Source organism: Rugamonas violacea (assembly GCF_016461825.1).
Classification (GTDB): domain Bacteria; phylum Pseudomonadota; class Gammaproteobacteria; order Burkholderiales; family Burkholderiaceae_D; genus Rugamonas.
Genome location: NZ_JAEMNU010000099.1, coordinates 66,474 through 88,999 on the forward strand (window position 1 = coordinate 66,474; position 22,526 = coordinate 88,999).

Annotated in this window: 14 protein-coding genes; 3 read left to right on the forward strand and 11 right to left on the reverse strand. The window is 70.1% G+C overall.

Going from position 1 to position 22,526, the window contains the following annotated elements; translation table 11 throughout:
- Positions 1-11: 11 nt before the first annotated feature.
- Together H7U20_RS18900 and H7U20_RS18905 are read right to left on the reverse strand one after the other, a co-directional pair.
- Positions 12-1,001, reverse strand: a complete 990-nt coding sequence (locus H7U20_RS18900) for a porin (protein WP_199760692.1) — start codon at positions 999-1,001, stop codon at positions 12-14.
- 175 nt (positions 1,002-1,176) lie between these two features.
- Positions 1,177-5,211 carry a Pls/PosA family non-ribosomal peptide synthetase gene (locus H7U20_RS18905; RefSeq protein ID WP_199760693.1) on the reverse strand — a complete coding sequence of 1,345 codons (4,035 nt, stop codon included), beginning with the start codon at positions 5,209-5,211 and terminating at the stop codon, positions 1,177-1,179.
- 461 nt (positions 5,212-5,672) lie between these two features.
- Between H7U20_RS18905 and H7U20_RS18910 the strand changes: the two genes are divergently transcribed.
- Positions 5,673-7,871: a putative bifunctional diguanylate cyclase/phosphodiesterase gene (locus H7U20_RS18910; protein ID WP_199760694.1), complete on the forward strand. Its 2,199-nt coding sequence runs from the start codon at positions 5,673-5,675 to the stop codon at positions 7,869-7,871.
- 178 nt (positions 7,872-8,049) lie between these two features.
- Here H7U20_RS18910 and H7U20_RS18915 read toward each other — a convergent pair whose 3' ends face one another.
- Positions 8,050-8,661, reverse strand: coding sequence for a cysteine hydrolase family protein (locus H7U20_RS18915; RefSeq protein ID WP_199760695.1), 612 nt, complete (start codon positions 8,659-8,661; stop codon positions 8,050-8,052).
- 131 nt (positions 8,662-8,792) lie between these two features.
- Between H7U20_RS18915 and H7U20_RS18920 the strand changes: the two genes are divergently transcribed.
- Positions 8,793-9,899 carry a GlxA family transcriptional regulator gene (locus tag H7U20_RS18920; protein WP_199760696.1) on the forward strand — a complete coding sequence of 369 codons (1,107 nt, stop codon included), beginning with the start codon at positions 8,793-8,795 and terminating at the stop codon, positions 9,897-9,899.
- A 40-nt stretch (positions 9,900-9,939) separates the two neighbouring features.
- Here the strand turns inward: H7U20_RS18920 and H7U20_RS18925 are convergent, their stop codons facing one another.
- Genes H7U20_RS18925 through H7U20_RS18960 form a run of 8 tightly spaced genes read right to left on the reverse strand, consistent with a single transcriptional unit; the run spans position 9,940 to position 20,300 of the window.
- Positions 9,940-11,166: an acetate/propionate family kinase gene (locus H7U20_RS18925; protein ID WP_233410890.1), complete on the reverse strand. Its 1,227-nt coding sequence runs from the start codon at positions 11,164-11,166 to the stop codon at positions 9,940-9,942.
- Positions 11,163-12,581 (reverse strand): bifunctional enoyl-CoA hydratase/phosphate acetyltransferase, encoded by a 1,419-nt coding sequence (locus H7U20_RS18930; RefSeq protein ID WP_199760697.1) that lies wholly within the window; start codon positions 12,579-12,581, stop codon positions 11,163-11,165. The genes H7U20_RS18925 and H7U20_RS18930 overlap by 4 nt, the downstream gene beginning before the upstream one ends.
- A gap of 30 nt (positions 12,582-12,611) precedes the next feature.
- Positions 12,612-13,388, reverse strand: coding sequence for an enoyl-ACP reductase FabI (fabI, locus tag H7U20_RS18935; protein WP_199760698.1), 777 nt, complete (start codon positions 13,386-13,388; stop codon positions 12,612-12,614).
- Between the two features lie 45 nt (positions 13,389-13,433).
- On the reverse strand, positions 13,434-14,585 hold the full coding sequence (locus tag H7U20_RS18940; protein ID WP_199760699.1) for an ABC transporter permease: 1,152 nt from the start codon (positions 14,583-14,585) through the stop codon (positions 13,434-13,436).
- Positions 14,586-14,593: 8 nt separating this feature from the next.
- Positions 14,594-15,748: an ABC transporter permease gene (locus tag H7U20_RS18945; RefSeq protein WP_199760700.1), complete on the reverse strand. Its 1,155-nt coding sequence runs from the start codon at positions 15,746-15,748 to the stop codon at positions 14,594-14,596.
- Entirely contained in the window at positions 15,745-17,931 is a 2,187-nt protein-coding gene (locus H7U20_RS18950; protein ID WP_199760701.1) for an ATP-binding cassette domain-containing protein, read from the reverse strand. Before H7U20_RS18950 ends, H7U20_RS18945 begins: the two co-directional genes overlap by 4 nt.
- A complete protein-coding gene (locus H7U20_RS18955) occupies positions 17,928-19,037 on the reverse strand; it encodes an HlyD family secretion protein (protein ID WP_199760702.1) in 1,110 nt (369 codons plus the stop codon). The genes H7U20_RS18950 and H7U20_RS18955 overlap by 4 nt, the downstream gene beginning before the upstream one ends.
- Before the next feature lie 33 nt (positions 19,038-19,070).
- Positions 19,071-20,300, reverse strand: coding sequence for a TolC family protein (locus H7U20_RS18960; RefSeq protein WP_199760703.1), 1,230 nt, complete (start codon positions 20,298-20,300; stop codon positions 19,071-19,073).
- Between the two features lie 225 nt (positions 20,301-20,525).
- On the opposite strand from H7U20_RS18960, the gene H7U20_RS18965 reads away from it, so the two are divergent.
- A complete protein-coding gene (locus tag H7U20_RS18965; RefSeq protein WP_370593189.1) occupies positions 20,526-22,343 on the forward strand; it encodes a PHA/PHB synthase family protein in 1,818 nt (605 codons plus the stop codon).
- The last annotated feature ends 183 nt before the right edge of the window (positions 22,344-22,526 follow it).

The following is a 22,526-nucleotide window of genomic DNA, read 5'->3' on the forward strand; positions in this document are numbered from 1 at the left end:
CAAAGCCGCCGTTAAAATTTGTGGTACATGCCCAGCGCCAGGCCGCGCGTGCCGCTGCCGCTTTCGACCGCGTTGCCGACGGTGAAGGGGGCGCCGTTGTCGTTGCGCAGGCGCGAGTAGGAGCTGTACAGGTTGGTGCGCTTGGACAGCGCGTGGGTGTAGCCGATGGCGGCCTGGCGCGCATCCTGGCGCAGCGCGCTGCTGTCGCGGTGGTCGATCAGCGACAGCATCCAGGTGTCGGCGCCGCGCGTGGTGGAGGCGCCGACGATGATGTCGCGCGAGTCGAGCGCGGCGTCGTCCTTGTTGCGGGCATAGCCCAGCGCCGCCTTGAAGGGGCCGAAGTCGTAGGTGGCGCCGGCGAAGCTGACCTTGTGGGTGTTGGTGTCGGTGAGATTGTTCAAGCTGCGGTGGGCCAGCACGGCGAACACCCGGCCGCCGGTGTACTCGACGGCGTAGCCGATCTCGCGCTTGGCGGCGCTGCTGCCGGCCACCTCGCCGGGCGCCCAGGTCAGGTTGGCGGTGACGCCGTTGATGGCCGGCGTGGTGTAGTAGACGCCGTTGCTGGTGCGGTAGTCGGAGAACATGACGTTGGAGTAGGCGCCCTCGTGGCCGCCGCCGAAGGGGTCGACGTCGTTGAGCGCGTTGGTGACCAGGTTGAACTGGCGGCCCAGCTTGACGGCGCCGAACGGGCCGCTCAGGCCGACCAGGGTTTGCCGGCCGAAGGTCAGGCCGGTGGGGCGGTTGCCGCCGGTGTCGCCGGCGATGCCGCCTTCGATGACGAAGTGGGCCGACAGGCCGTTGCCGAGGTTCTCGCTGCCCTTGAAGCCGAGCCGCGAACCGGCTTGCACGCCGCTTTCCAGGTTCCAGCTGCCGCCGGCCGGGCCGCCGCTCTCGTGGACCACGCCCAGATCCATCGAGCCATACACCGTCACGGCGCTTTGCGCGCAGGCGCTCGCCGCGAAAGCGCCACACACCAGCATTGCGAACAGGTTCTTGTTCATCGCACTTACCTCCGGATCTGATGTCGGGATGGGTAGGGCTGTCACGGCCCGGTGTTTCATTATCCGCGCGGATTTCTGTACTGCAAGAACTACTTGTTTCAGTGTTGTGTTTTGGAGAGTGTCAGCCGGCGCGCGGCTTGCCGCGCTGTTGGCGCCGCCAGGGTGGCGCCGTGCCTCAGGCGCGCGCCGGCGCGGCCGGGCAGCCGCTCCAGTAGCTGGCGGCGGGGATGTGCTCGCCCTTCATCACCAGCGTCAGCGGGCCGAGGCGGGCGTTGTCGCCGACGGTGGCGCTGTACAGCACGGCGCTGCGCGGCCCCATGTAGACCCGTTTGCCGATGCGCACATGGTCGATCTTCATCACGCGGTCTTCGAACAAATGGGTCTGCGGGCAGCACAGCGCGTTGAGCTCGCTGTACTCGCCGATGCTGACGCAGTCGAACTCGGTGATGTCGGTGGTGTCGAGGTAGACGCCACGGCCGATCTTCGCGCCCAGCAGGTTGAAGGCCAGCGGCAGCCACGGCGTGCCGCGCAGGTAGCGCATGAAGTTGGGCACGGCGATGCCCTCGTACAGATTGGTCACGCCCTCGGAGAGCCAGACGAAGGGCGTCCACATCGGCTCCGACTGCTTGCGGTAGCGGCCCAGCAGCAGCCATTTGAAACCGACCACGAAGACGTAGTTGCCGATGCCGTAGAGCAGACCGGCGATGGTCAGGTCCCAGGTCACCTCGGCCCAGCGGCCGGCGCCGGCGGCCGGCATCACCGCCAGCACCAGGGTGTAGCCGACGGCGATCACCAGCGCGTGCGGCGCGACGATGCGGAAGGCCTCGATCAGGCCGCGGCCGAGACGGCGCAGCGGCGAGGGGTGGAAGGTCAGGTTCTCCGGGTAGCCGCTGGTCTGCTCGCGCGCGGGCAGGCTGATCGGCGGCGAGCCGAGCCAGGTCTCGCCGCTGCTCATCTCGGCGTTGTCCGGCGCGCGCGAGTGCACGCCGATCAGCACGCGCTCGGGCAGCACGGTGCCGTCCGGGATGTAGGCGCCGTTGCCGACGAAGCTGCGGTGCGAGATGACGGTCGGCTGCATGGTCATCCAGCCGCCGTCGATCTCCTCGTCGCCGAGCATGACGGCGTCGGCGATGAAGGTCTCGTCGCCCAGGGTCAGCATGTCCGGCACCACGCCGAGCGCGGTGGAGATCTCGGCGTCGCGGCCGACCTTGGCGCCGAGCAGGCGATACCAGTAGGGCGCGTAGATGGTGGCGTAGATGCCGTGCAGGACGTTCAGGCTCGATTCCTGGATCTGGCTGACCAGCCACTTGGCGCAGTAGGTGTTGCTGTGCACGGCGAAGCGGCCCGGCTTGAGGCGCGGCAGCACGCTCCAGCGGATGCCGGCCGACAGCAGCGCCGTCAGCACGATCAGCACGGCGCTGGCCGGGAAGGCCAGCAGGAAGTAGCGCAGCAGCTGGATGCGCAGGTCGTCGCCCTGCACCCAGGGCAGCCAGCCGGCCTCGTCGAACCAGTCGATCAGCACGAAGCTGGGGAACACCGGCATGAAGAACAGCGTGACGATGAGCACGATGCCGAGCATGAAGAAGACGGCTTCGGCGGCGCGCCGCGCGGCGCCCACCTGCGGCCGGGGCGGCAGGCGTTGCGGGTCGAAGGCGCCGCCGTCGCGCGCCGGCGAACCGCTCCAGATGCGCCCGGCCGGCACCCCGGCGCCGTCGCCCAGCGCCGACTGGCCCTCCAGGTGGCCGGCGGCGCCGACCCGGGTGTTGCCCTCGAGGATGGCGAAGGAGCTGACGCAGACCTCGTCGTCGAGGCGGATGGCGCCCAGCAGCAGGCGGCCGCGCTCGACGCGGGCGTTTTCGAAGTTGACGGCGTTGCCGATGCTGACGCCGTCGCCGATGTGCAGCAGGTCGGGCGCGCGCAAGGTCAGCGAGCCGATGATGACGTCGTGGCCGACCTTGGCGCCGAGCGCGCGCAACCACCAGACGGCCAGCGAGGAGCCGCTCAACAGGTAGGCCGGCGCCGCCTCGACCAGGCGGTCGCTGAGCCACCAGCGGTAGTAGGTCAGGCCCCACAGCGGATAGCTGCCGGCCCTCAGGCGGCCGGCGATCAGCCACTTGCCGGCGATGGCGATGGCGAATTCCAGCGCCGTGGCGAGCAGGTAGACGCCGGCCGAGACGGCGATGGCGCGCGCCACCGAGTCGCCCGGGTCGCCGGTGAAGAAGTGGTAGGTGAAGAACGGCGCCAGCCACTGCGCCATGCGCAGCGCCACCAGGGCCGGCATGGCGGCCGCCTGGGCCAGGCCGCAGCGCCAGCGGCGCCAGGCCGGCGGCGGCGTCCACTCGGCTTCGGCCACGGTGGCCGCCTGGGCCTGGCCGAGCACGGCGGCGATCAGGCCGACGCGGCGTTGCTGGTAGATGTCGCGCACGGTGATGTGGGCGAAGCGCGGGTCGGCGCGCAGGGCCGAGGCCAGCCGCGCGGCGAAGAAGGAGTGGCCGCCCAGGTCGGCGAAGAAGTCGGCCTGGCGCAGGATGGGCTGGCCGGGGAACAGCGCGGCCAGCGCGGCGAACAGGGCTTCTTCGGCCGGGGTCTCGGCCAGGTCGGAGTCGGCGGCGTGGCCGGCCGGCGGCGCGCTCAGCGGCATCGCCTTCAAGGCTTTGCGGTCGATCTTGCCGGAGGTCAGGCGCGGCATCGCCGCCAGCATCTCGTAGCGGCCCGGCACCATGTAGGGCGGCAGCGTGGCGGCCAGGGCGTGGCGCAGCGCGCCGGCGGCCGGCTCGACGCCGGCCTCCGCCACCAGGTAGGCGACCAGTTGGTCGATGCCGTCGTCGCGGCGCAGCAGCACGGCCACCGTGCCGACGCCGTCCTGCTCGGCCAGCAGCGCCTCGATCTCGCCCAGCTCGACGCGGAAGCCGCGAATTTTCACCTGGTCGTCGGCGCGGCCGAGGCACTGCACCTGGCCGTCGGCGTCGATGCGGGCCAGGTCGCCGGTGCGGTACAGGCGGGCGTCGTGGCGGCCGCTGGCCCAGGGGTTGGGCAGGAATTTTTCCTGTGTCAGGTCGGGCCGGCCCAGGTAGCCCTCGGCCAGGCCGGGGCCGGTGATGCACAGCTCGCCCGTTTCGCCGCGCGGCAGCAAGGTCAGCGGCGCGCCGGCCGGCCGCTCGGCGTCGGCGGCGATCACCAGCAGGCCGTAGTTGGGCAGCGGCGTGCCGATGGTGACCGGCTGGCCGACCCGCAGCTCGGCCAGGCTGCACGACACCGTCGCCTCGGTCGGGCCGTAGGTGTTGAACATGCGGCGGCCGCCGGCCCAGCGCTCGACCAGACTGTCCGGACACATCTCGCCGCCCAGGTTGATCAGGCGCAGGCCGGGCACGTCCTGGGCGAACAAGGCCAGCAGGGTGGGCACGGCGTGCAGCACGGTGACGCCGTGCTCGGCCAGCATGCGCGGCAGCGTCTCCGGGTCGCCGCTGATGTCCTTCGGGCCGAGCCACAGCGTGGCGCCGACCAGGTAGGCGATCCAGATCTCCTCGAAGGACATGTCGAAGGCCACCGAGAAGCCTTGGTAGACCTTGTCGGCCGCCGTCACGCCGAGCACCGTGTTCTCGCTGCGCAGGAAGTGGCAGATGCTGCGCTGCGAGATCAGGATGCCCTTCGGCTTGCCGGTCGAGCCGGAGGTGTAGATCACATAGGCCGGCTGGTCGGGCGCGACGGCGCCGCGGCGCGCCAGCACCTCGCCCGGCGCGGCCGGCGCCAGCAGGGCCTCGGCGGTCCACACCGGGCGGCCGATGGCGGCCAGGCGCGGCGCCAGCGCGGCGCAGGACAGCACGCCGGCGGCCCCGGCGTCGTCCAGGCAGATTTGCAGGCGCTCGACCGGGGTGTCCTCGTCGACCGGCAGCCAGGCGGCGCCGGCCTTGGCCACGCCGGCCTGCAGCAGCAGCAGTTCGACGCCGCGCGGCAGCCACAGGCCGACGATCTGGCCGGCGCCGACGCCGGCGGCGATCAGACGCGCCGCCACCAGGTCGGCCAGGCGGTCCAGCTCGGCGTAGCTGACGCTGCGCGCGCCGCTGACCAGGGCGATCTGTTCGGGCGCGCGGCGGGCGCTGGCCTCCAGCAGGTCGGCCAGGATCTCCTCGCGCAGCAGCTCGGCGCGGGCGGCGCCGTAGAGGATGTCCGGGTGGGCCTGGGGGAGGGGCGGTGGTGCGAAGTCGTTCATGCTGAGGCTTTTCGGTGGATGGTGCGCGATGCCCGGCCGCCGGCTGAGCCGGCTAGGCCGTAGGGCTGACATTGTACGGCAAGCGGCGGCGGCGCCATAGGGTGGCACGGCTGCGGCGTGGCTTTTGTCGAAATAAATAAATTGCAAGATTCCCCTTTTGACGGGGGATTTTGATCCACATCAAATTATTGCTGGAAATCAATCAATACACTGCTCGCTGTCCGGCCTGCGCGCGGCGCCCGCCCCGACCCCGACCACGGTCGCGGCCGGCGCCATGCGGGCCGGCCGGCGCCGCCCCCACCCCGCGGCGCGCCATGTCGCTATTTCGCCTTTTCGGCCGCCATCCCGCCATATCGCACAGCAGGCCGCCACGAGGCGCCGCCGTCTTCAGCCAATTTGATGAGAATGACTATGCGTATCCTGATCCTCCCCCGCACAGCGGCAACCAGCGCCGCCGCCGCATGAGCGCGCGCCTGGCCGAGCTGGAGCGCCTGGCGCGCGAGATGGCGCCGAGCGGCGCCGCCATCGACGAACAACTGGCCTTCTTCGAGCTGGGCGCGGCCGAGGCGGCGTTGCTGCGCCGGGTCCACGCGCCGCTGCTGCAACACCAGCGGCGCATCGTCACCGCTTTCTACGCCCACCTGCAGACGGTGCCGGCGCTGCGCGCCATGCTGGCCGAGCCGCAGGTCTTGGCCCGCCTGCAACTGGCGCAGGCCGACTACTTCCGCGCGTTGACGGCGGGCGACTACGGCGCCGAGTACGTGCGCCACCGGGTGCGCGTCGGCGTGGTGCACCAGCAGATCGGCCTGGAGCCGCAGTGGTACATCGGCGCCTACCGCAAGTACCTGTCGGCGCTGGCGCCGGTGCTGCAGGCGGTGCTGGCCGACCGCCCCGAGCTGTACCTGCCGACCTACGACGCGCTGCTCAAGGTGGTGTGCTTCGACATGAGCCTGGCGCTCAACACCTATATGCAGAGCGGCCGGCGCGAGCTGCGCGACAGCGAGGAGCGCTTCCGCGCCGCCTTCGGCCAGGCCGCCGTCGGCCTGGCCGAGCTGAACGCCGAGGGGCGCTGGCTGCGCGCCAACCAGAAATTGCAGGAGATCGTCGGCTACAGCGAGGCCGAGCTGCTGGCGATGAGCTTCCGCGACATCACCCCGGCGCAGGAGTGGCGCGCCGACGACGAGCAGCGCGGCCGCCTGCTGGCCGGCGAGATCGACCACTACACGCGCGAGAAGCGCTACCGCCGCAAGGACGGCCACACCGTGTGGGTCAAGGTGACGGTGGCGCTGATGCACGCCGGCGGCAGCGACGCGACGATGATCGCGGTGATCGAAGACATCGCCCGGCGCAAGCAGTACGAGGAGGAGCTGCGCCACCTGGCCAGCCACGACCCGCTGACCGGCCTGGCCAACCGCAACCTGATGTTGGACCGGTTGTCGCAGGCGATCGCCTTCGCCCACCGCGCGGCGCGCCACGTGGCGGTGATGTTCATCGACCTGGACCGCTTCAAGAACATCAACGACAGCCTGGGCCACGACGCCGGCGACCAGGTCATCATGGAGGTCGGCCGCCGGCTGGTGCGCAACATCCGCGAGGGCGACACGGTGGCGCGGGTCGGCGGCGACGAGTTCGTCGTGCTGCTGTCGGACGTGGCGCGCGACGACGAGGTGGCGGCGCTGGCGGCCAAGATGCTGGCCGCGCTGTCGCTGCCGATCATCGTGCACGGCCAGGAGCTGGCGCCGGTCGGCAGCATCGGCATCAGCCTGTATCCGCGCGACGGCGCCGACAGCGGCAAGCTGTTGAAGAACGCCGACGCGGCGATGTACCGCGCCAAGGAGCTGGGGCGCGGCAATTTCCAGTTCTACGCCGAGGAGATGAACGCGCGCACGCTGGACCGGCTGAAGCTGGAGGGCGGCCTGCGCCGCGCGCTGCAGCGCGGGGAGTTCGAACTGTACTACCAGCCGCAGGTGGAGCTGAGCGGCGGGCGCATCGTCGGCATGGAGGCGCTGCTGCGCTGGCAGCCGCCGGGCGGCGCGATGGTGATGCCGGCCGAATTCATCCCGATCGCCGAGGAGACCGGCCTGATCGTGCCGATCGGCGAGTGGGTGCTGCGCCAGGCCTGCGCCCAGCAGGTGGCCTGGCGCGAGGCCGGCCTGCGCGACATCCGCGTCGCCGTCAACCTGTCGGCGCGCCAGTTCAAGCAGCCGGACCTGGCGCGGCTGGTGGCCCAGGTGCTGGCCGAGACCGGCTGCCATGCCGAGTGCCTGGAGCTGGAGATCACCGAGAGCGTCATCATGGAGCGGCCGGAGGAGGCCACGGCGATGCTGCAAACGCTCAGCGACATGGGCGTGCATTTGTCGATCGATGACTTCGGCACCGGCTATTCCAGCCTGACCTATCTGAAGCGCTTTCCGATCCAGTCGCTGAAAATCGACCGTTCCTTTGTCGCCGACCTGATCAACGATCCCGACGACGCCGCCATCGTCTGCGCCGTCATCGCGCTGGCGCACACCATGAAGCTGTGTGTGATCGCCGAGGGCGTGGAGACGCAGGCGCAGCTGGACTACCTGCGGGCGCAGCATTGCGACCAGCTGCAGGGCTACTACTTCAGCCGGCCCTTGCCGGCGGCGCAGGTGGCCGAGCTGCTGGCGGCGGAATAGGCGCGGCGTTGACGGGTTGCTGGCGGCGGAATCGGCGCGCTGGCGTTGACGGGCCGGCGAAGGTGCCGGCGGCTCCTAAACCACCCAACGGCGTGGAGCCGGGGTCAGACCCGCTGGGTCTGACCCCAGATTTACGCCTGTGGTTTTTCAATGTGGCGGCCCGTGCGCCCGCCGCCGCTCAGCGCGGCGCCAGCGTCAGGATCTGCGCGGTGTTGAGCACCGCGCCGAAGGTGTCGGCGATGCTGGCCAGCGCGGCGCGGTGCAACTGGCGGTGCGGTACCAACTCGCCGTCTTCGCCGTCCAGGTCGCGGCTGGCGCAGGCGTCGGCGGCGACGATCACCTCGTAGCCGCGCGGCGCGGCGTCGCGCGCGGCGCCGGCCACGCAGGCGTGCGTCATCAGGCCGCTGACGATCAGGCTGTCGATGCCGGCCGCTTTGAGGCGGGCGTCGAGGTCGGTGTCGACGAAGGAGCTGACCTGGGATTTTTGCAGCACCGTGTGGTGCGGCGCCGGTTGCAGCTCGGCGTGGAAGGCGACCGTGGCGCCGTCGACGGCGAACACCGGCGCGCCGGCCGGCGTGACGTGCTGGATGTGGAACACGGCGATGCCGCGCTGGTCGGCGAAGTCGATCAGGCGCTGGGCCTGGCGCAGCGCCGGCAAACCGTCGGGAATCGGCAGGCGGCCGCTGAAGTACTCGTCCTGGAAATCGATCACCAACAGGGCGGTGCGGCTGGCGGCCAGGCTGGTGGGGGCGCTGGCGCCGGCCAGGGTGCGGATGGTTGGATGCGACATGGCGAACTCCTTGCGGCCGGCGCCGTGGTGGGCGGGAGGCGCATCGAACGACGCCGGCATGGACAGCATTGTCGACCGGCGCCGCCCGCTCCGACAGTGGCCCGCAGGACAAGATGTGCTAGGATCGGGCCATGTTGCCATCCATTGAAATCGCTGCCAAACCGGCCAAGCCGGCCAAGGCAGTCAAGCCGACTCGCCGCGCCAAACCCACCCAAGCCGCGGAGGCGGCCGAAGCCGCCGAAGCGGCGCAAGGCCATGCCTTGGGGGGAGCCGCGCCGGCGGGCGCGGGCGAGCATACCGTCGCCTTGCTGGCCTTCGACGGCATCAGCCCGTTCCACCTGTCGGTGCCCTGCATGGTGTTCGGCGACGACCTGGCGCGGCTGGGCGTGCCGCGCTACCGGCTGCTGCTGTGCGCCGAAACACCGGGTTCGGTGCGCACCATGAGCGGTTTTAACATCGAGGTGGAGCACGACCTGTCGGCGCTGGCGCTGGCCGACACGGTGATCGTGCCGGCCTGGCCCGATCCCGAGCAGCGGCCGCCGCAGGCGCTGTTGGCCGCGCTGTGCGCCGCCCACGTGCGCGGCGCGCGCATCGTCGGCCTGTGCCTGGGCGCCTTCGTGCTGGCCGAGGCCGGCCTGCTCGACGGCCGCGTCGCTTCGACCCACTGGGTGTGGAGCGACGACTTCGCGCGCAAGTACCCGCGTGTCAAACTGGATCGCAAGGTGCTGTACGTCGACGACGGCGACATTTTGACCTCGGCCGGCACGGCGGCGGCGATCGACTGTTGTCTGCACCTGCTGCGGCGCGACCACGGCGCCGAGGTGGCCAACAAGATCGCCCGGCGCATGGTGGTGGCACCGCACCGGCACGGCGGCCAGGCCCAATACATCGAACAGCCGCTGCCGCTGGCGGCGCGGGCCGACCAGTTGAGCGATACGCTGGATTGGGCGGCGGCCAATCTGGCGCAGCCGCACACGCTCGATCTGCTGGCGGCGCGGGCCGCCATGAGCCGGCGCAATTTCACCCGCCGCTTCAAGCAAAGCACCGGCACCACGGTGGCGCAATGGCTGCTCAACCACCGCTTGGGCGCGGCGCAGCGCTTGCTGGAGACCAGCGACGTGGCGATCGACCGCATCGCCGAACAGATCGGCTTCGGCTCGACGGCCTCGCTGCGGCAGCACTTTTCGGCCGCCTACACGCTGTCGCCGGCGGCCTACCGCAAGCAGTATCGCCGCTGAGCGGCCAAAGTAACGGCTGTCGCTGCGCGGCCGCCGTTGTCTAGCGCGCCGCCGCCAGCAGGGCGGCGGCGTCGCCGGCGGCGACGCGGCCCTCGTCGGTCGGCACCACCCAAATCTCGACGCTGCTCGATGGAGCGTGAATGGCCATGATGCGGCTGCCGTCGGCCTCGCGGTTGCGCGCCGGGTCGATGCGCAGGCCGAGGAAGGCCAGCTGCTCGCAGGTGGCCTGGCGCAGCGCGGCGTCGTGCTCGCCGATGCCGCCGGTGAAGGCCAGCAGGTCGATGCCGCCCAGGGTGGCGGTCAGCGCGCCGCACTCGCGCACCAGGCGGTGGACGAACAGCTCGATGGCGAAGGCGGCGGCGGGCTGCTCGCTGGCGCGCAGCGTGCGCATGTCGGCCGAAACGCCGGACACGCCGAGCAGGCCGGACTGCTTGTACAGCATCGCCTCGATGCGGGCGCGGTCCCAACCCAGACGCAGCAGGTGCAGCAGCACGCCGGGGTCGAGGGCGCCGCTGCGGGTGCCCATCATCAGGCCGTCGAGGGCGGAGAAACCCATGCTGGTGGCGCTGCTGGCGCCGTCGCGCATGGCGCAGACGCTGGCGCCGTTGCCCAGGTGGGCCATCAGCACGCGCGCGCCGGCCCGTTCGCTGTGCTCGGCCAGGCGGGCCGCCACGTAGCGGTAGGACAGGCCGTGGAAGCCGTAGCGGCGGATGCCGTCCTGGCGCAGCGCGCGCGGCAGGGCGAAGGTCTGCTCCAGCGGCCCCATGCTGGCGTGGAAGGAGGTGTCGAAGCAGCCGACCTGCGGCAGGCCGGGATAGGCGCGCTGGAAGGCCTCGACGCCGTCCAGGTTGTGCGGCTGGTGCAGCGGCGCCAGCGGCGCCAGGGCGCGCAGCCGGGCCATGGCCTCGGCGTCGAGCAGCACCGACTGCGGGAAGGCTTCGCCGCCGTGGACGATGCGGTGGGCGATGGCGACCACCTCGATGTCGCCGGCATGCTGCGCCAGAACCTTGCGCAGGGTCGTCAGCGCCTGTTCGAAGCTGTCGATCGGGGTGATCGGCAGCGCCTGCCGGCTGCTGGCGCCGGCCGCTTGCAGCGTCAGGCCCGGTTGGCCGCCCGGTTCCAGGCCGTCGATGCCGCCGCTCAGTGTGGCGGCGCCGGTGCCGCCGTCGGCCAGGTAGGGGTAGAGGGCGAACTTCAGCGAGGACGAGCCGGCGTTGACGGCGATGATGGCCTGCCGGCGCGCGCGCATGGGTGGGCCGGCGGTCATGGGCGCTCCTGGCGGTAGCGGTGCGCCAGCAGCAGCGCCAGCGCGGCCGAGGCGACGCGGGCGTCGGCGTCGTCGGCGCGGCTGGTCAGGGCGATCGGCACGGTGGCGCCCAGCACCACGCCGCAGGTGGCGGCGCCGGCCAGGTATTCGAGCTGCTTGGCCAGCATGTTGCCGGCCTCCAGATCGGGCACGATGAGGATGTCGGCGTGGCCGGCGACCGGCGAGACGATGCCCTTGATGCGCGCGGCGGCCGGCGAGATGGCGTTGTCGAAGGCCAGCGGGCCGTCCAGCAGGGCGCCACGGATCTGGCCGCGCTCGGCCATCTTGCACAGCGCGGCGGCGTCGATGGTCGAGGCGATCTTCGGCGTCACCGTCTCCACCGCCGACAGGATGGCCACCTTCGGCAGCGGGTTGCCCAGCGCGTGCGCCAGGTCGATGGCGTTCTGCACGATGTCGGCCTTTTCCAGCAGCGTCGGCTGGATGTTCAGCGCGGCGTCGGAGATCAGCAGCACTTTCTCGTACAGCGGCACCTCCAGCCGGAACACGTGCGACAGGCGGCGCTTGGTGCGCAGCTGCGGCAGGGCGATGATGGCGCTCATCATCTCGTCGGTGTGCAGGCTGCCCTTCATCAGCACCTCGACCTCGCCGGCGGCGGCCATGGCGGCGCCGCGCGCGGCGGCGGCGTGGCTGTGCGCCACATCGATGATCTCGATGCCGTCGAGCGACAGGCCGGCTTCTTCGGCGGTGGCCCGCAGCTTGGCCAACGGCGCGATCAGCACCGGCACGATCATGTTGTGGCGGCCGGCCGCCAGCGCGCCCTTCAGCGATTCCGTGTCGCAGGGATGGATGACGGCGCAGCGCACCGCCTCCAGCTCGGCGACGCTGGCCAGCAGCGCGGCGAAGCGCGTCTTGTGATCGACCAGGCGCAGCAAGGGCAACTGGGTGCGCGGCCGGCGCACTTTTTCGGTCGGCGCGATCACCGTGGCCACGCCGGCCAGCACCAGGGCGCCGGTCTGGTTCTTGATCTCGCAGTCGAGCGTGACGTGCTTCTTCAGGTCTTCCTTGGTCAGCACGGTGGCGGTGATGCGCAAGGTGTCGCCGATGCGCACCGGCTTGAGGAAGCGCAGCGTCTGCTCCAGGTAGATGGTGCCGGGGCCGGGCAGGGTGGTGCCGAGCACCTTCGAGATCAGGGCGGCGCCCCACATGCCGTGCGCGATCACGCCGTGGAACAGGGTCTTGTCGGCGTAGTCGGCGTCCAGGTGGGCCGGGTTGACGTCGCCCGACAGGGCGGCGAAGGCGGAGATGTCGTCGGCGGTCAGGGTGCGTGTCTGGCGTGCGCTCTGGCCCACTTGCAGCTCGTCGTAGGTGATGTTCTCAATGATCTCGGGCAGGTCGTCGTCGGTGTGATCGTTCATGGGGTATCCGTGCTCTGGTGCGGGTTGGGATTAATTGACGACGTGGTAGCCGCCGTCGATGTAGATGGTTTGTCCGGTCATGCCGCTGGCGCCGTCGCCGGCCAGGAAGGCCGCCAGGTTGCCGATCTCGTCGAGCCTGACCAGGCGGCGCAGCGGCGCGGTTTGCTCGGCGCGGCGCATCAGCTGGTCGAACTTGGCCAGGCCGGAGGCGGCGCGGGTCGGGATCGGACCGGGCGACATGGCGTGCACGCGGATGTTCCGCGGTCCCAGTTCGGCGGCCATGTAGCGCACCAGCGATTCGAGCGCCGACTTGACCGGCCCCATCACGCCGTAGTTCGCCACCGCCTCGTCGGCGCCCAGGTAGCTCATGGTGATCAGGCTGCCGCCGGCGGCCATGTGCGGTTCGCACAGCCGCGCCAGGCGGGCGAAGGAGTGGCAGGAAACGTCCATGGCGCGCAGGAAGCCGGAGCTGGAGCTGTCGGTGACGCGGCCGTGCAGGTCCTCGGCCGGCGCCCAGGCGATCGAGTGGACCACGAAGTCCAGGCCGCCCAGCTGGGCCGCCGCCTCGCGCACCAGTTGTTCAAGTTCGAACTCCTGCTCGACGTCGCAGGGCAGCAGCGGCGCTTGCAGTTGCAGCGCCACCGGCGCGGCGTACTGCATCGCCTTGTCGCTGACGCAGGACAGCACCAGTTGGGCGCCCAGGCCGTGGGCGGCGCGGGCGCAGCCGGCGGCGATGCTGTGTTCATTGGCCACGCCGAGAATCAGGCCGCGCTTGCCGGCCAGCGAGAAGGGGGAGAAAATGCTCATGGTGTCGTCCTCAGGTTGTGTGCGAAACGGATCGGTCGGACCAATTCAGCCAAACTGCTTGGTGAAGCGCAGGGTGCAGGCGGTGCCGACCGCCAGGCCCAATGCGAGTATGCCGGCCAGCATCGGCCACAAGGCCGCCACGCCGGCGCCCTTGAGCAGGATGCCATAGCTGGCGTTGATAAAATAGTACAACGGCGAGACATACATCAGCGCGCGCATCACGGCGGGCATGGCCTCGGGCGGCGTCCAGGCGCCGGACAGGAACATCATCGGCGCCAGGATCAGGATCACCATCATGCCGGCCTGCGCCATGTTGCGGGTCACCGTGGCGATCAGGATGCCGATGCCGGCCAGGGTGCAGATGTAGCCGGTGGTGACGACGAAGAACAGCAGCAGGCTGCCCTGCACCGGCACGCCGAACACCGGGATCAGCAGGCCGAACAGGCCGAGCGCGGTGCCGCAAAGGATCACCGCGACCATCGCCAGTATCTTCGGCAGCATGATCTGCAGCGGGCCGAGCGGCGACACCAGCAACTGCTCGATGGTGCCGCGTTCCTTCTCGCGCACCATGGCGGCGGCCGGCAGCAGCATGGAGAACAGCGTCACCACGTTGAGCAGCTCGGAGATGCCCATGAACCAGGCGTCGTTCTGGTTGGGGTTGAACCAGACGCGGGTGCGGTTGTCGATCAGCGGGCCGTCGATGGCGCCGCCGCCCAGGCCGAGGCGGGCGCTGGCCGTCTCCAGGCCGAAGCGGGCGACGATCTGCGTCGCGTCGACCGAGGTGAGGAAGCCCTGCACCGAATTGGAGGCGTCGATCTGCAGCTGCACCGAGGCCTGTTCGCCCCGTTCCAGCGCGTCGCCAAAGCCGGGCGGCACGTCGAGCACGGCCATCGCCTTGCCCTCGTCGAGCAGGGCCATGCCGGTGCCGGCGTGGCCGGCGCCGCCGATCTGGCGGAACTCGGGCGGCAGGAAACGGCCGGCCAGCTCGCGCGAGGCGCGGCTGTGGTCCATGTCGAGCAGGGCCAGGGCGGCGTTGTTGAGTTGGAGCGTGACGCCGGAGGCGGCGTTGTAGATGTCGGCCGAGAAGGCGTAGACGACGAACAGCAGCAGCAGCGGGTCGCGCATCAGCTGCACCAGCTCCTTCCACGTCATCACGCGCAGGCGGCGCCACCAGGTTGTATCGGGCCAGAGTCGCATAGTCACTTTCAGTTGGCGGGGCGCTTGTGGAAGCCGAGGAAGCCGGCGCTGAACAGGCCGACCGCGTACAGCGCCAGGATCAGCAGGTTCGGCCACAGCGCGGCGAAGCCGGCGCCCTTGAGGAAGCAGCCCATGGCGATCTCGGCGTAGTACATGCCGGGCAGCAGATGGGCGATCACGGCGGCGATGGCCGACAGCGACGGGATCGGAATGATCATGCCGGAGTAGAGCACCGCCGGCACCACGGTGACGATGGCGGTGCCGACCATCGCCGCCACCTGGGTGTTGACCAGCACCGACACCAGCAGGCCGATGCCGGTGGTGCAGACCACGTACAGCACGGTGGAGACGGCGAACAGCAGCGGGTCGCCCTTGAACGGCGCGTCGAACAGGAACAGCGCCATCAACGTCAGCAGCACGCCGTTGATGATGGAGATGCCGACATACGGCGCCAGCTTGCCGACCAGGTACTCGCCGCGCGACAGGGTCGAGGCGTAGACGTTGTAGATGGCGCCGGACTCTTTTTCGCGCACCACGCCGAGCGCGGTGAGGAAGGGCGGCGACAGCATCAGGATCACCATGATGAGTTTCGGCGCGATCGACCAGATGCTCTTGACCTCCTGGTTGTACAGGTAGCGCGTCTCCAGCCGCACCGGCTGCAGCAGCTTGCGCACCTCGGCCGGCGGCACGCCGCGCGCGTTGCCCAGCCAGTTGGACAGCTGGTCCAGCGTCATGGCGGCGTTGATGGCGGTGACGTAGCCCTTGGTGGTCAGGGCGCGGAAGGGGAAGGTGCCGTCGATCCAGGTCTGCACCTCGGCCGGGTGGCCGCTGGCCAGGCGCTGGCCGAACTGCGGCGGAATGATGACCACCGCGCGCAGGGTGTTGTTGACCACCAGCTTGCGCAGCGGCTCCTCCTGCGTGGCGTAGCCGTAGAACGCGAAGTAGCGCGAGTCGGTGAAGCGGTGGGCGTACTCGCGCGACTGGGCGCTCTGGTCGTGGTCGATGATGGCCAGCGGGATGTGTTCGACGTCGAGCGACAGGCCGTAGCCGAACAACAGCATCAGCAGCGAGGGAACCACGAAGGCGAGGGCGAAGAACAGGCGGTCGCGGACGATCTCGCGCCATTCCTTGTAGGCCACGACGGTGATGCGGCGCAGGTTCATGCCGCTTCTCCCTGTTTTTCTCCCGGTTTGCCGGTGGACGCCGGCGGCGCCGCCTTGGCCTTGCCGCCGTTCGCCCGGTTCTGCTGGTTCTGCTGGTCCTGTGCTTCGAGCTTGGTCACCAGGTGGACGAACACGTCCTCCATCGACAGGCGGCGCGGCGTGACGGCGTCGACGCACAGGCCGTGGGCGGCCAGCAGCGCTTGCAGGCGCGGCAGCTGGTTGGGCGGATCGGGTAGCAGCAGGTGGACGCGGGCGCCGAACAGCGCGGCCTGGCCGAGCTGCTCCTGGCGCAGCATGTCCATCACCTGCTGTGGCGTGGTGGTGGCCAGCTCATACAGCTTGCCGCCGTCCTTCTCGACGTCGGCCTTGAGCTGCTCGGGCGAGGCGTCGGCCACCACGCGGCCGGCGTACATCAGCGCGATGTGGTCGCAGTGTTCGGCCTCGGACATGTAGTGGGTGGTCACCAAGATGGTCACCTTGTCCTCGCGCGACAGGCGGTACAGGATGTCCCAAAAGGCGCGCCGGCCGACCGGGTCGACGCCGGAGGTGGGTTCATCGAGGAACAGCACCTGCGGCCGGTGCAGCAGGGCGCAGCCCAGCGCCAGGCGCTGGCGCAGGCCCATCGGCAGGCTGGCCGCCAGCGCGTTGGCGAAGGGGTGCAGGCTGGCCATCTGCAAGACCCACTCGATGCGTTCGGCCATCTTCGGGTAGGGCACGGCGTAGATGCCTGCGTACAGGCGGATGTTTTCCATCACCGTCAGATCGAGGTAGAGCGAGAAGGCCTGCGACATGTAGCCGATGCGCTCGCGGATCTGCCGGCCGGCGCTGCTCATGTCGGCGCCGGCGACGCGGCCACGGCCATCGCTGGGGCGCAGGATACCGGTCAGCATTTTGATGACGGTGCTCTTGCCGGCACCGTTGGCGCCAAGCAGGCCGAAGATCTCGCCCTGCGGCACGCGGAAGCTGACCGCGTCGGCCGCCTTGAAGGCGCCGAAGGTGCGGGTCAGCGACTCTGCTTCGATGGCCAGCGTAGTGCCGCCGTCGCCGTCGGCCGTGGCCGTGGCCGACGCGACGGCCGGCGCGGCCGATACCAACGAGGCAGCCGACGCGGCAGATGTAGCCGACGCGACCGACGCAGCCGATGGCAGCGGCGCGGCCGCAACGTTGCCAACGGCCGGCTTGGCCGCGCCGGCGCCGCCGCCGCTGGTGCTGTCGGTTTGGCCGTCCTTGCTTTGCTGCTGGCGCAGCAGGGCGATGAACACGTCCTCCAGCTCCGGCTCCAGCATTTCGCAGGCCTCGTGCGGCAGGTCGCCCAGCGTCTGGTCGACGCGGGCGACGGCCTCGTCGCCGTCCTCGCCGTCGACGAAGACGCGCAGCTCGCGGCCCAGCGCCTCGGCCTGCGGAAACTCGCGCTGCAGGCGCGCCAGCGCGGTGGCCTGCTGCTGGTCGACGGCGCTGCGCACGATGCAGCCGGCGCTGAGCGCGCGCATCTGGTCGGGCGTGCCGCTGGCCAGCATGCGGCCCTCGTGCATCATCGAGACGCGGTGGAAGCGGCTGGCCTCGTCCATATAGGCGGTGGAGACCAGCGCGGTGGTGCCGTTCTCGGCCAGCAGGCGGTCGAGGATGGCCCAGAACTCGCGCCGCGAGACGGGATCGACGCCGGTGGTCGGCTCGTCCAGAATGACCAGCTTGGGCTGGTGGATCAAGGTGCAGACCAGTCCCAGCTTCTGCTTCATGCCGCCGGACAGATTCTTCATCGGCCGGTCGCGGAAAGCCTCCAGCCGGGTGCTGCGCAGCAGCGACTCCTTGCGCTGACTCAGTTCCTCGGCGCCGAGCAGGCGCAGGCCGCCGAAGTAGTCGATGTTCTCCTCGACCGACAAGTCGCCGTACAGGTTCTGCCCCAGGCCCTGCGGCATCAGGCCGATGCGGTCCTTGATGCGTTCGCAGGCGCGCTCCGAGTCGAGCCGCACGCCGAACACGTCGAGCGTGCCGCTGTCGAAGCGCAGGATGCCGGCCACCGACTTGAGCAGGCTGCTCTTGCCGGCGCCGTCCGGGCCGATCAGGCCGTAGATCTCGCCGGCGCGCACCTCCAGGTCGACCGCGTCGACGGCCGTGACGGCGCCGTAGCGCTTGCCCAGGCCGCGCGCCCGCACCAGCAGCTCGCTGTTGGCGGCGCCGCTCACCACGTCGGCTTCTGCCAGGCCACGTTTTGATCCCAGCGGATCACCGCGTCGGCCGGCAGGCCCGGCGTCAGGCGGTGCTGCGGATTGGCCTGGATCGCCAGCTTGACGGCGTACACCAGCTTGACGCGCTCGTCGGCGGTCTGCACTTCCTTCGGCGTGAACTCGGCGCGCGCGGCGATGTAGCTGACCTTGGCGTCGTACGCCTGCTCGGGTTGCGAGTCGATGTACAGGCGCACCGGCAGGCCCAGTTTGACCTTGCCGATCAGCGCCTCCGGCACGTAGACCTTCAGATGCAGCGCGTCCAGGTTGGCCAGTTCGGCCACGGCGCTGCCGGCCTGGATCACCTCGCCGGGCTCGCGCAGGCGCGACACCACCACGCCGGCGGCCGGCGCCTTGATCAACTGGTCGGCGCTGACCGACATGGCCTCGGCGACCACGGCGGCGGCGCGCTCGCGCTGGGCGCGCAAGGCGGCCAGCTCCTGCTCCTTGGCGCCGATCTTGTCGCCGCCGAGGGCGGCGCCGCTACTGCCCTGGCGCGCCCGCACCAGCGTCTCGCGCGCGGCGGCGACGTCGTTGCGCGCCACCTGCCAGGCCAGTTCGGCCTGTTCGGCGCGGTGCTTCTCGATGCTGCCGTGTTCGAACAGCTCGCGGTGGCGGCGCGCATCCAGCGCGGCCTGCGCCTCGACCGAGCCGGCCTTGTTCAGCACCGCCTGCGCCTGGCTGACGCCGGCGTCGGCCGAGGCCTGGTTCAGCGGCACCTCGCGGCGCGCGATGGCCAGCGCGCTTTCGCCCGCTTTCAACTGCGCGTCGAGCGCGTTGAGGGCCTGGCGCGCCTGTTCCAGCCGGCTGGCGATCTGCACGTCGTCAAGCTGGGCGATGTCGGCGCCGGCGACGACGTTGTCGCCCTCGTGCACCATGACGCTGGCGATCTTGCCGGCGAATTTGCTGGCGGCGACGATGCGCTCGCCCTCGATGCGGCCGGTGGCGGCGATCAGGCCGTCCGGCAGGCGGCGCGCGTGCGCCATGTAGTAGACGACGCCGCCGGCGACGGCCAGCAGCACCACGGCGATGACCGCCGGGCCAAGGTATTTGCGCTTATCAGACATGGATCCGCTTTCGAAAAGTATAGGGGGGCGTGCTTACAGACGGCCGCTGGCGTACTGCAGGCGCAGCTGGGCCAGCGCGCGGTCGTAGAAGGCGTTGTCGCGGTTGGCGTAGGCGCCCATGCGGCGGGTCTCGGCGTCGAGCACCTCGCTGTTGGGCGCCAGGCCGGCGCGGTAGCGCTCGCGCGACAGGTCCAGCGTCTCGTCGGCCTGGGCCAGCGCGGCGCGCGCCACCTCGATGCGGGCGGCGGCCTCCTGCAGACGCAGCCAGGACTGGCGCACCTGCAGCTCGATCTTGTCGGCGGCGTCGGCGCGCAGCTCGGCCACGGCCTGGGCGTTGGCGCCGAGTTGGGCCGCCTCGCGCTTGACCAGGCCGCCGTCGAACAGCTCCCATTTCAGGGCCACGCCGATCCACCAGCCTTTGTCTTCGACCAGGTAGCGGTTCTGCAGCTTGCCCCAGCCGCCGGACACGCCGACCTGCGGCGCGCGCTGCGCGGCCACGCTGGCCGATTGGTGGCGCAGCGCGTTTTCCTGCGCGCTCAACTGGCCCAGCTCGCCGCGTTGGCCACGGCCGGCGGCGATCAGCGCGGCCAGGTCGGCGGCCGCCGCGCCGGCCTCGTTCAGTTCGGCCAGATCGACCGCCTGGTCCTGGCCACGGCCGAGCAGGCGGTTGTAGGCGGCGCCGGCCAGGGCCACGCCGTTGGCGCCTTGCAGCGCCTGCTGGCGCGCGTCGGCCAGCGCCACCTGGGCGGCCAGCAGGTCGTGGCGCGCGGCGTAGCCCTGCTTGAACAGTTGGGCGACGTCGTCGGCGTGGCGCTCGATCGACTTGACGTGGCTGATGGCCACCGCGTTCAGGCGCTGCGCGCGCAGCACGCCGACATAGGCCTCGGCGACGGCCAGCTTGAGTTCGTTGCGGCTCATCTGGCTGGCGGCGCGGGCGGCGTCGCCCATCGCGCCGGCGGCGGCGATGCCGTTGCTGATGCGCCCGGCGGTGAACAACGGTGCGCTGAAACTCACGCCGGCCGAGTAGGATTCATCCTGTGCGAAGGGTAGTCCGTTCAGGTGAAGGGCCGGGATGTTGATGGCGGCGGCCGGTTCGGATTGCAGGCGGGTGTAGCCGGCGTTCAGGTTGACCGTCGGCAGGCGGCGCGCTTCGGCGGCGGCCACGCCGTGGCGGGCCGCCTCCTCGCGCTGGCCGGCGGCGGCCAGCGTATGGTCGACCTGTAGCGCGTTGGCCCAGGCCTGCTCCATGGATTCAGCCGCCATGCTGCGGCCGCACAATGCGAGGAGGAGGCAGGCCAAGCCGGCCTGGCAGCCCTTGCCGGGCTGAATATTCTTGTTTTTCATGGATACCGTACTGGTGGGTCTTGATGCAGCGCAGTGTAAGGGAGGGGTCATCGGGGTGTATTTGATCTAGATCAAATACAGCGGGGTTCGCCAATTGCCATAATGAAAATCAAATCCACTGGAGTGAAGCCGAAAATGAACGATATGAGTCCCTTGTCCGCCCGTTCCCCCGCCGCCGCCAAGGTCGCCACCGCGCCTGTCGAGCCCGTCGTTTCGTTTGTGCCGCCCGCCAGGTCGGTTTGCTATATGAGCGAGGGCGGCAAGCCGGCCAACCAGCTCGACCTGATACTGCAGAGCGCCATCGCCAAGATGACCGGCGGCGTTTCGCCGATCGCCATGTCGCTGGCCTTCCAGGACTGGCTGCTGCACCTGGCCGCCTCGCCCGGCAAGCAGCTCGAACTGCTCGAATTGGCCAGGCGCCAGGCGCTCGACTGGGCGCCGCTGGCCCGGCCCGACGCCTCGGCCGAAGTGCCGGCCGAGGCGTCGGCCGACACTCGCTTCACGGCCGATGGCTGGAACAACTGGCCGTTCAGCGCCATGTCGCGCTCCTTCGTTCACGCCCAGCAGTTCTGGCAGCAGGCCACCAGCGGCGTGCGCGGCGTCGAGCCGCACCATCGCGACGTGGTCGACTTCACCGCGCGCCAGCTACTCGACATCTACTCGCCGTCGAACTACTTCTGGACCAATCCCGAGGTGCTGCGGCAGGCCGTCGCCAGCAAGGGGCAGAGCGTGCTGTCCGGTTGGACCAACTATCTGCACGACGTGTCCGGCAAGACCGCGCTCAAGGACGAGAACCCGGCCTACCTGGTCGGCCGCGACGTCGCCATCACGCCCGGCAAGGTGGTCTACCGCAACGAGCTGGTCGAGTTGATCCAGTATGCGCCGCAGACGCCCGGCGTCTACCGCGAACCGGTGCTGGTGGTGCCGTCGTGGATCATGAAGTACTACATCCTCGACCTGTCGCCGCACAACTCGATGGTGCGCTACCTGGTCGAGCAGGGCCACACGGTGTTCATGGTCTCCTGGCGCAATCCCGGCGCCGCCGACCGCGACCTGGGCATGGACGACTACCTGCGCTGCGGCGTCATGTATCCGCTGCAGGAGGTCAACCGCATCTGCGGCGGCGTGCCGGTGCACGCCGCCGGTTACTGCCTGGGCGGCACCTTGCTGTCCATCGGCGCGGCGGCGATCGACTCGGGCCGGCACGACGCGCCGGCCAAGCTGGCCTCGGTGACCTTGTTGGCGGCGCAGACCGACTTCACCGATCCCGGCGAACTGGGCCTGTTCATCGACGACAGCGAACTGGCCTTCCTCGACGCCGTGATGTGGAAGAACGGCTACCTGGACGGCACGCAGATGGCCGGCTCCTTCCAGCTGCTCAACTCGCGCGATCTGGTGTGGTCGCGCATCATGCGCGAATACCTGCTCGGCCAGCGCAGCGTGCCGAACGACCTGATGGCCTGGAACGCCGACACCACGCGCATGCCGTACCGGATGCACAGCGAGTACCTGAAGCACCTGTTCCTGCACAACGACCTGGCCGAGGGCCGTTACTGCGTCGACGGCAAGGCGGTGGCGGTGACCGACATCCGCGCGCCGATGTTCGTCGTCGGCACCGAGCGCGACCACGTCTCGCCGTGGCACTCGGTGTACAAGATCCACCTGCTGGCCGACACCGAGGTCGACTTCGTGCTGGCCTCGGGCGGCCACAACGCCGGCATCATCTCCGAGCCGGGCCACGCGCGCCGCAGCTACAAGGTGCAGCCGCACCGGCCGCTGGGCGCGCCCTTCATCGGCGCCGACGAGTGGATCCAGGGCGCCACCGAGCAGCCCGGCTCGTGGTGGCCGCATTGGCACCAGTGGCTGGCCGAGCGTTCGCAGGCCGAGCTGATCGCGCCGCCGCGCATGGGCGCCGGCAAGGTGCTCGACGAGGCGCCCGGCCGCAACGTGCGCGAGGCCTAGTCGAGCGGGGTGCCTTGGCGGCCAAGGCGCCGGCCGCCCCAGCTTACCCCAACGGCCAAGAGCCAGGGTCAGACCCCGAGGGGGCTGACCCTAGCCTGAATTTTTCATAAAAAAGGGCAAGAATGTCGTAAGTGATTGATAAAATGTGAGTTATCTAGAAACACAGTCAATCAACACGAACGC

Coding starts and splice junctions, on each gene's coding strand:
- H7U20_RS18900 (WP_199760692.1), bottom strand. CDS start 1,001: ATGAACAAGAACCTGTTCGCAATGCTGGTGTGTGGCGCTTTCGCGGCG.
- H7U20_RS18905 (WP_199760693.1), bottom strand. CDS start 5,211: ATGAACGACTTCGCACCACCGCCCCTCCCCCAGGCCCACCCGGACATC.
- H7U20_RS18910 (WP_199760694.1), top strand. CDS start 5,673: ATGAGCGCGCGCCTGGCCGAGCTGGAGCGCCTGGCGCGCGAGATGGCG.
- H7U20_RS18915 (WP_199760695.1), bottom strand. CDS start 8,661: ATGTCGCATCCAACCATCCGCACCCTGGCCGGCGCCAGCGCCCCCACC.
- H7U20_RS18920 (WP_199760696.1), top strand. CDS start 8,793: ATGTTGCCATCCATTGAAATCGCTGCCAAACCGGCCAAGCCGGCCAAG.
- H7U20_RS18925 (WP_233410890.1), bottom strand. CDS start 11,166: ATGACCGCCGGCCCACCCATGCGCGCGCGCCGGCAGGCCATCATCGCC.
- H7U20_RS18930 (WP_199760697.1), bottom strand. CDS start 12,581: ATGAACGATCACACCGACGACGACCTGCCCGAGATCATTGAGAACATC.
- fabI (WP_199760698.1), bottom strand. CDS start 13,388: ATGAGCATTTTCTCCCCCTTCTCGCTGGCCGGCAAGCGCGGCCTGATT.
- H7U20_RS18940 (WP_199760699.1), bottom strand. CDS start 14,585: ATGCGACTCTGGCCCGATACAACCTGGTGGCGCCGCCTGCGCGTGATG.
- H7U20_RS18945 (WP_199760700.1), bottom strand. CDS start 15,748: ATGAACCTGCGCCGCATCACCGTCGTGGCCTACAAGGAATGGCGCGAG.
- H7U20_RS18955 (WP_199760702.1), bottom strand. CDS start 19,037: ATGTCTGATAAGCGCAAATACCTTGGCCCGGCGGTCATCGCCGTGGTG.
- H7U20_RS18960 (WP_199760703.1), bottom strand. CDS start 20,300: ATGGCGGCTGAATCCATGGAGCAGGCCTGGGCCAACGCGCTACAGGTC.
- H7U20_RS18965 (WP_370593189.1), top strand. CDS start 20,526: ATGAGTCCCTTGTCCGCCCGTTCCCCCGCCGCCGCCAAGGTCGCCACC.